Source organism: Corallococcus terminator (assembly GCF_003611635.1).
Lineage (GTDB): Bacteria > Myxococcota > Myxococcia > Myxococcales > Myxococcaceae > Corallococcus > Corallococcus terminator.
In genome coordinates, this window is record NZ_RAVZ01000381.1 from 1 (window position 1) to 8,691 (window position 8,691).

Genomic DNA, 8,691 nt, shown 5'->3' on the forward strand with positions numbered 1-8,691 from the left:
GGGCGGGTCTCGGTCTCGGGACCACAGGCTGGGAGGAGGCCCAGCAGGGCCGAGGCGATGAGGGGCTTCAGGGCGCGCATCGATGTCTCCAGGGAAAACTTGTTTTCCTGCGAAGGGACTCTACCCCCTTCGGGGCTTCAGGGGGATGTGGCGCAATCCGTGTCAACGAGGGGCCGGAACTGTTGAAGAGGAACACGTTGGCTGCCCAGGCTCGCGGCCGCCTGGGATTTGGATGGGCTTTGGCCCCCTTCGTTACCTCCCCCGAGAGGCCTTCCCATGCCTGGCAAGATTGGCGGCGGTTCCTTCAAGCCCAAGCTGTCTCCAGCCCCCTCGTTATCCCCCAAGCCCCAGAACACCGTCGCCTCCAGTGCGCCCTCGACGAGCACCGCGACGACGAGCAAGAAGCGTCCGCTGGATGCGGTGGATGGCTCGGCTTCCGCCTCCGGCTCCAACAAGAAGACGAAGACGGACGCGGAGCCCAAGGACAACACGACCGAGGCCCGGCTGAAGCGGGCGGAGGTGCGCGCGAAGCGCCGTCAGGAGTCCAGCAGCGCAGTGGACGCGTCGGGCGGTCGCAGCGGCGTCATCGGCACCGCGCAGGGCTTCCAGAAGATGGATCCCAAGAAGGATGGCAAGCAGCGGGTGGAGACGCCCTTCGGTCCGGTGAACGCGAGCAAGTTCCCCACGACGGACCCGGCCTTCAAGATCACCAGCAAGAAGAAGGACTACGGCAAGCAGACGGTGGGCGGCCGCTACTCGCATCTGGTGCCCGCGCTGAAATCGAGCGGCGCCAGCGACAAGGACATCGCCACGGACCTGCTCGATGCCCTGGATGGCGGCAATCCTTCGGTGCTCACCGACGACAAGTCGAAGAATGCCGCCGCGAAGCTCACCGCCATCATGAACGTGTCCGAGCCCATGCGCGTCGGAGGCTCCGACAAGGCGGGGAGAGCCGCGCTGCGCATGGTGCAGGACGGGAAGATCTCCCTGGAGGAGGCCTTCACCGGCACCAACCCTTCGTTCCCCATGGCCGTCAAACCGGACTACATGCGCCGCGCGGTGAACTACGAGGACAAGAACTACCGCAAGGCCATCGAGACGCCGACGCAGTTCGACAAGATCGGCGGCTACATGTCCGACAGCAGCGACGACGACTCCTGAGCCCTGCCTCGCGTCCTCCTGCTCATGGGAGGACGCTTCACAGGCGCGTGAGGAAGCGCTGGGCGAAGAGGTACGCGTCGCCCGGCCAGCGGGCGGACACGTAGCGTCCGTCCTCCACCACGAAGGCCGGCGTGTGGTCCGTCGCGGTGCCGCGCTTCGTGCCCGCGCGGGGGCCTCGCTCGAAGTGGCCGGCCTCCGCGAGCGAGGCGACCACCTCCTCCTCCACGTAGGCGGGATAGGTGCGGTAGTAGCGCCCCAGCTTCCACGCGGTCAGCAGGTAGGCGGAGCGCTCCATGTACTTGGGCAGACAGGTGGTGCGCGTGCCGTGCAGCACGCTCTTGCCCGTGGCGGGGTCCTGCGCCCGCGCGAGCACCAGCACGCCGTGACAGATGGCCGCGACGGGCCGCTGGAGCGCCCAGAACGCCGCCACCTTCGCCTGGAGCGCCTCGCTGCCCAGGTACTGTCGCATGCCCGGCGCGTGGCCTCCGGGCAGCAACAGCGCGTCGAAGTCCTCCGGCACCACCGCGTCCCACGTGAGGGGCTTCTGGAAGCCCTCCGTGAGGGTGAGGTCGCCGTAGAAGCGGCGGGGCTCCGGATCCGCGCCCAGCTTCCCGAAGAGGACGCCCGTGAGCAGCAGTGGATCCGCCGCGGGCATGTGGCCCTTCTCCGTGGCGAACACCACCTGGTGGCCCGCGTCCGTGAGCATGCGCCAGGGCACCGCGACCTCCGTGACATCGAAATCGCGGTCGGGCAGCGGGACGAGGACGCGGCGGGAGGAGGACATGCCGCCAGTCAATCCCGCCCCTCCGCGTCTGACAAGCCAACTCACCTGAGGGGGCCTCCCGCCGCATGCACCGGACGGGAGGCACTTCGTGAGGCGAAGGGCCTTCAGTGGACCCGGCCGGCGGGCAGGTTGGAGCGGGGCGGGAAGCCCGGCACGGCGGCTCTGCGCGCGCCTTCCTTCCGCCACGGCGCGAGGAGCGTCTCACCGACCCTGTCCGTCGCTGCCTTCAAGGTGGGCGGCTCGCCACACACCAGGGTGGCCAGGTCGTCCCTGCGGCGCCCCAGGTCCTGGAACACACGTCCGGGTCCCGCGCCTGTCGGGTCCGGCGTGAGGGAGGGGCTGTCGAGGAAGGGGGAGATGAAGGCCTGCTGTCCCGCCGAGCGCGGCCCCACGTGGAGGAAGAAGGTGTTGGTCTCTCCCGCGTGGCAGCCGTTGCACGTGTTCACGGAGAACTGGTGGCGCGCTTCCGCGTTCACGCCTGGGGCGTTGAAGAAGAAGAAGAAGGGCGTGAGGGAGGAGGCCGCCTGGAATACCTGACCCTGGAACGTGGCGGGCACGTCGTGCGTTCCGGCGAGGATGGCCGCCTGGTTCTGGTTGATGTAGTTCCCCAGCATCGGTGAGTTGGAGAGGAAGAACTCGGGCGTGAGCGCCACCGGGGCCGGGGCGAGGCCCGTGGCGCCGAAGTGGAACTCGCGCAGCTCCCACTCGAAGTCGAGCGAGTTCTCGTTGGTGCGCACCTGGCTGATGGCGCTGCCCATGAAGCGTCCCGGTGCCACGAAGGCCTTGGTGAAGCGGTCCGTGAGCGCCTGGAGCTTCGGCCTGTAGTCGGGGTGCGCGATGCCCAACCGGGTCAGCTCGTGCCAGTCACGTGCCCAGCGCTGGAGCTCTCCCGGGCTGCCGCCTGGCAGCACATATTCGAAGATGACGGTGAATGGCATGGGATTGCCGAACGGGTCGAGCACGCCGAACACGAAGCGGCCTTCGCCTGCGGCCACGCCCTCCTGCCGCAGGTCGATGCGGTTGACGATGGCGAGCAGCCGGAACGGCGCGGTGTTGAAGTCGAGCGGCTGGCTGGGCCCGCCGCTGCGCGCCTCCCACGCGTTCGTCACGAGGTCGCGGATGGCCGGGCGGGGCGGAGCGACCGAGGCCTGGAGGAACTGGGGCTGCTCCCAGGTCCGCAGCCAGGTGCGCACCAACTGGGACGGATCCATGCCGCCGTTCATCTCGCGCATCAGCGTGCCGAACGTCCAGGCGCCATTGCCGGTGGTGCGCACCGGGTCCTCCACCACGGACAGGTCGGTGATGAGCAGCTCCTGGAACGGGATGACCGAACACGTCGCCGGTTCGCAGGCGGTGGCGGACTCGCAGCCGTTGGCCGCGCTTCCATCACAGTCGAACGTGCCCACCGCGCAGCCCAGGCCGCAGGTGCCTGCGCCGCAGACCGCGCTGGCGGAAGGGGCCCCACCGCACGTCGTGCCGCAGGTGCCGCAGTTCGCCTCGTCGCCCATCAGGTCGGCTTCGCAGCCGTTCGTGGGATTGCCGTCGCAGTCGCCCGTCCCCACCGGGCAGCCCGGCAGGAAGGACGCGCAGCCGGAACGGTTGCCCGCCGCGTCGCGCGCGGAGACGAAGAGCTGCGACACCCCCAACTGGGCCGGCAGCAGGGGCACCAGCGCAAGACCCGTGGTGCTCGCGAGGACTTCCGGCGTGGCCGACGACAGCACGGTGCAGGCGGCGTCCGTGAACAGCGTGACGCGCGCCCCCGGTTCGGTCTGGGTCCGCACCGCCGCGACGAACGGCGACGTCGTGAAGGGAATGACTCCGGGAAGGATGGTGGGCAGCGCGGGCGCCAGGGTGTCGTTCACGTAGGTGGCGGTCGCGGAGCAGTTGGAGACGTTGCCCACCGCGTCCACCGCTCGGGCCGAGAAGGCGGACGAGGCGTTGGCGGTCACGGTGCGGGCGAGCGTGAAGGCTCCCGTCGTGGCGTTCGCGCCGACGGTGGAGAGCAGCGTTCCCGTGCAGCCCGCGCCGGTGAAGATGCGCACCGCCGCGCCGGACTCGGCCGTGCCGTTCAGCGACGGTTGGAGGCTGGTGGAGGGCGACGCCGGGCTGAAGGCCGTGAACACCGGGGCTCCGGGCGCGATGCTGTCATGCCGGTACACGGGGGAACTGGCGCACGTGGACGTGTTGCCCACGGCGTCCGTGGCGGCGGCGCTGAAGGAGGTGGTCGTGTTGGCCGTGACGGAGACCTGCCGGGAGAAGGCGCCCGTGGTGGCCGCGGCCGTCATGGTGGCGAGCGGCGTGCCCTGGCAGGTGGACCCGGTGAAGAGGCGCACGGTGGCGTTGGGCTCGCCCGTGCCGGACAGGAGGGGCTGGATGTTGGTGGACGGGGAGAGGGGCGTGAACCCCGTGAACGTCGGCGACGGGGGCGCGAGGCTGTCGTGCTGGTAGGTGAGGCCCGCCGAACACGCGGACACGTTGTTCGCGGCGTCCGTCGCGGTGGCGGTGAGAATGGTTGTGGAGTTGGCCGTCAGCGCCAGCGCCGAGGAGAAGGCGCCCGTGGTGGCGGAGGCCGTCACGGTGGCGATCGGTGTGCCCTGGCAGGACGCGCCCAGGAAGAGCTTTACGGTGGCGCCCGCCTCCGTCGTCCCGGCGAGCACGGGGTTCGTGGTGGTCTTGGACGGTGACACGGGGGTGAAGCCCGTCAGCACCGGGACCGTGGGCGGCACGGTATCCGTCTGGCATTCGAAAAGTTCGAGTCCACCCATGGAGATGACCTCGATGCCGGCGCGGCTGTCGTTGTCCTCCGTGATGTTCAGTCTGTATTTGACGTAGGTTCCGGGGGAGGTGACCGCGTACTCGCGCCGCTCGAAGCCGGTCCAGTTGATTTCATTGGGACGGGTATCGACCACGACCCACGCGCTGCCGTTCCAGCCCTGGAAGGTGAAAGCCCGGGGGGCGCGGGTGGTGATGCCGCCGTTGGCGTACTGGATGGCGTAGTGGGTGACCCTCTTCGGGCCGTCCGCCCACTCATAGGCAAGCCAGGCGGGCGCGGCGCCCACGCTGGAGATCCACATCGAGTTGATGTTGCGGTCGAAGGTCTTCCACGCCTCGTAGCTGGCGCCGTACACGCTGGAGGCGGTCACGTTTCCGCCGGGAAGTGTCGCGCTGGTCATCTGGGGAACGAGGTTGCTTCCACAGGTGAGTGCCTGCCCGGTGGCGCGCGGCTCTGACGGTGGTGGTGGGGTGGCTTCGCCCTGACATCCCGGCGCCGTGGCCAGGGCCAGGGCGGCGGCCAGGAAGAGGCCTCTTCTGGAGGTGGGAACGCTCATGCGGTGCTCCTTGCTTCCATCGCTTCAGGTGACGGCCCCCTGCGCTGTCGCGCGGACCGCGCGAGCGTTGGGCCGTGCCGTGTTTGTACGGGCGCTCGCGAGCGCGCCGTGAAGCGATGTGTCGGAACCGCCGGAGCGGGGGATGAAACATCCGCCGGGTGGGACGAAATCAGAACGACTGTCGCAGCAAGGCCTCCACCGCGGCCTTGCGGCCGGGGCTCAAGCGCAGCCGTGTCCCGTCGCGCAGCACCACCACCCAGCCCTTGTCCACGTCGGGCTCCAGCTCCCGGATGCGCTCCACGTTGACCAGCACGGAGCGGTGCACGCGCACGAAGCGGCGCGGGTCCAGCCACTGCTCCACCTGGTTCAGGGTTTCACGGAGCATGGGCTTGCGGGTGCCCGCGTGCAGCACGACGTAGTTGCCCTCCGCCTCGCACCAGTCCAGCTCCTCGACGGGGATGAGCAGCACCTTGCCGCCCGTCTTCACTGCGATGCGCTCCACCGGGCTGTTTCCACCCGCTGGACGGGCGGGTGCGGGAGGTGGGGCCCGGTGCTGCTCGAGCAGGGACGACAGGTGTTCGAGCAGCTTCTGGTCCCTGCCCTGGGCCCGTTGCTTCCGTGCGCGCTCCAGGGCGTCGCGGAAGCGCTGGTCGCTGAAGGGCTTGAGCAGGTAGTCCAGCGCGCTCGCTTCGAAGGCGCGCACCGCGTACTTGTCGAACGCGGTGACGAAGATGACCGGGGGCATGCGCTCCACGCCCACCTCGCGCAGGACGTCGAAACCATCCAGCTCCGGCATCTGCACGTCCAGGAAGACCAGGTCCGGCCGCTCGCGCAGGATGTGGTCCACGGCCTCACGGCCTCCGTGGCACTCGTGAACGTCGGTGACCTCCGGCGTCTGGGCCAGCAGGTGTCTCACGCTGTCCCGCGCCAGCGGTTCGTCATCCACGACCAGCACGCGCCAGCCTGTTCCTCGGTGCGTCTCAACCACGCGTCCCCCGTGTCATGTCCGTCCTCCCCTCCACGAAAGGCAGCTCCACCTTCGCCAGCACGCCGCCCCCCGGCAGGTCCTCCAACGTCAGGCCGTAGCGCTCGCCGTAGAGCTGCTGGATGCGGGCGCGGGTGTTGGCCACGCCAATGCCCGTGCCTCCGGCGCCTCCCGCGCGCAGGCCCGGCCCGTCGTCGCGCACTTCCAGCAGCAGCCGGTTGCCCTGCCGCGCGGTGCTCACGTGGAGCTGTCCCCGGGCGGCCTTCCTCGCGATGCCGTGCTTGATGGCGTTCTCCACCAGCGGCTGGAGGATGAGCGCGGGCACGCGGGCCTTCAGCGTGTCCTGGCCGGGCGTGAGGTGGACCTCCAGGTGTCCGCCGAACCGGAGCTGTTCGATGCCGAGGAAGCGGCGCACCAGCTCCAGCTCATCTTCCAGCAGGACTTCGTGGTCGCCCCGGCCTTCCAGGCTCGCGCGCAACAGGTGCCCCAGTTCCGCCAGGGCCTCCACGGCCTCCGGGTTGCGCTGCTGGCGCACCAGCCCCGCCACGGCGTTGAGCGTGTTGAAGAGGAAGTGAGGATCCAACTGGGCGCGCAGGGCCTGGAGCCGGGCCTCCGCGAGTTGCACGGCGAGGCGCGACTCCGCCAGCTCCCGTTCGCGCAGGTGCCGCGTCGTGCGCAGCGCGGACCACGCGGCGAGAAAGAGCAGGTATTCGAAGTAGCCCAGCGCGCCGCGCTCCAGCAGGAGGCGCCACAGGCCCTCGGTGAAGGAGACGCCGTTCGCACTCCATTGCTGGAGTGCCGACAGCACGGGCGAGAGCAGCAGCACGTGCACCTGGACGAAGCCCGCACCCGCGACCAGCAGCAGGCCCAGGTGACGCAGCAGCCGGGGCCGTTCGGGAGGAATGCGTTGGAAGACGGCCAGCACCAGCGGCCCGAGCAGGGCCCACGCGCTGTACGGCAGGAGCGCGAGGGCGAGCTTGAAGAGGAAGTCGCGGGGCTCCTCCGCGTAGGCGCGCAGGGCATGGGGCACCGCGCCCAGGAGGCCCGCGGTCATGCCCAGCACCCAGACGCGCCGCATCGACGACAGCCCGCTCCCTTCCCGCGCTCCCCACTGCGTCATGACGTCCCCGTCCCCCAGGGCGCGCAGCCCGAGGTCGCCCGAAGTTCGTTGACGAATCCGGTGCGGAAGCACGGCTTCAGTGGATGCATCCGAGGCAATCGACGCAGGCGCTTCTCCGCAGGGGAGGGGGTGAGCATCATGGACGAGAGAGGAGGCGAAGGACCATGGCTGGAAAGGCCTGGGCGTAGCTCCAGAGGCGCACCGCCCACCTGTCTGGTGGTGGGTGGGGAGTGGCTTCGGGCGTCGTGAGGCAATCGGTCCCCTTTGCACACCGCTCCGTGGGTGGGTCCGCGAAAGCCGGTGGGGGAGGCGCGGGCTGGAAGTCCACCTCCGCGCGCGAAGCGTCCCAACCTGTCCGACAGTCGGACAGGTTGCCCGAGGCGGAGCCCGATACGTCCCTTCCGGCGCTCTCCTCGCCAGGCTCGCCGGGGTTGAAACCCAGGGCGGCTGGAACCCGGAGTGCCCCGCTGGCCGGCGCCACGGGAAGGGCCTGTACCTGGGGGCCCGGTGCCCCTCCGAACGCCACGGTGTCCTCGGTGGCGGGCGTGAGGCGGCCGGGGCCATGCGCATCCTCGCAGGGGCGGGCCTCCCGTACCTCTTCCTGGAGGGTGGGCACGAATTGCTCCAGCGCCCGTTCATCACACGCCTTCAGCAGCGCTGGCAGCGTGTGCTGGAGTGCCCGCGCGTCACGCGCTCGCAGGGCCTCCATCGCGCAGCCGACCCACTGGCGTAGCGACTCGCCGCCCATGAGACGCAGCAACCGGGCCGCGCTACCTCGCAGGGCCCGCCGCAGCGACTGGATGAGGAGCAGGTGCCCGGGACGGGCTGCCACGCGGGCCGCCAACTGTAGCAGGTCGAACTCCCACTGCGCGCAGCGCTCACCGGACTCCCAACGTGCCGCATCCCAGAGCCTGAAGCATGCGTCCGCCAACTGTCCCAGGTCTGCTTCGGAAGCCTTCGCGCAGCAGTCGGCCAGCAACTCCACCATCACCTGCCGCTTGAGGCAGAAGAAGCCTTCCAACAGCCACCGGCCCTCCGGGGAGTTCTCGTCATGCAGCACCAGGCTCAAGTTCTCCAGCGTCAGCGAGGTGTCCAGCGCCACCGCGCGGGCCTTGCGTCCGGGGTGCTGCACTACCAGGCCCCTCGCTGCCAGCCGCCGCAGTGCCTCGCGCACGGTGCCCCGGCTCACCCCGTAACGGCATGCCAGCGTCTGCTCCGAGCCAAACTGGCCACTTGCCGGAAGCCACCCCAGCGCCATCTCTCGCTCGAGCTGCTCCTCCACCTGCGCAACGAGTCCCACCCGTTCCATCCC

General features: G+C 69.8%; 6 protein-coding genes. 1 reads left to right on the forward strand and 5 read right to left on the reverse strand.

The genetic code is table 11. The features are described from left to right. The first annotated feature begins 276 nt into the window (after positions 1-276). Positions 277-1,161 carry a hypothetical protein gene (locus tag D7V88_RS35295; RefSeq protein WP_120544992.1) on the forward strand — a complete coding sequence of 295 codons (885 nt, stop codon included), beginning with the start codon at positions 277-279 and terminating at the stop codon, positions 1,159-1,161. A 37-nt stretch (positions 1,162-1,198) separates the two neighbouring features. Here the strand turns inward: D7V88_RS35295 and D7V88_RS35300 are convergent, their stop codons facing one another. The 5 genes from D7V88_RS35300 to D7V88_RS35320 all read right to left on the reverse strand — a co-directional run. Next, on the reverse strand, positions 1,199-1,945 hold the full coding sequence (locus D7V88_RS35300) for a type 1 glutamine amidotransferase domain-containing protein (protein ID WP_120544993.1): 747 nt from the start codon (positions 1,943-1,945) through the stop codon (positions 1,199-1,201). A 104-nt stretch (positions 1,946-2,049) separates the two neighbouring features. Next, positions 2,050-5,274: an Ig-like domain-containing protein gene (locus D7V88_RS35305; protein WP_147448992.1), complete on the reverse strand. Its 3,225-nt coding sequence runs from the start codon at positions 5,272-5,274 to the stop codon at positions 2,050-2,052. A gap of 169 nt (positions 5,275-5,443) precedes the next feature. Further along, on the reverse strand, positions 5,444-6,229 hold the full coding sequence (locus D7V88_RS35310) for a LytR/AlgR family response regulator transcription factor (protein ID WP_244238565.1): 786 nt from the start codon (positions 6,227-6,229) through the stop codon (positions 5,444-5,446). 25 nt (positions 6,230-6,254) lie between these two features. After that, complete coding sequence (locus D7V88_RS35315; protein WP_147448993.1) at positions 6,255-7,379, reverse strand: sensor histidine kinase; 1,125 nt, start codon at positions 7,377-7,379, stop codon at positions 6,255-6,257. A 136-nt stretch (positions 7,380-7,515) separates the two neighbouring features. Continuing rightward, the coding region (locus tag D7V88_RS35320) for a FadR/GntR family transcriptional regulator (RefSeq protein WP_244238566.1) at positions 7,516-8,691 on the reverse strand (1,176 nt) is incomplete at its 5' end.

Bases quoted from the DNA above. Each gene is read 5' to 3' on its own strand.
- D7V88_RS35295 (WP_120544992.1), top strand. From the start codon at position 277: ATGCCTGGCAAGATTGGCGGCGGTTCCTTCAAGCCCAAGCTGTCTCCA.
- D7V88_RS35300 (WP_120544993.1), bottom strand. From the start codon at position 1,945: ATGTCCTCCTCCCGCCGCGTCCTCGTCCCGCTGCCCGACCGCGATTTC.
- D7V88_RS35305 (WP_147448992.1), bottom strand. From the start codon at position 5,274: ATGAGCGTTCCCACCTCCAGAAGAGGCCTCTTCCTGGCCGCCGCCCTG.
- D7V88_RS35315 (WP_147448993.1), bottom strand. From the start codon at position 7,379: ATGACGCAGTGGGGAGCGCGGGAAGGGAGCGGGCTGTCGTCGATGCGG.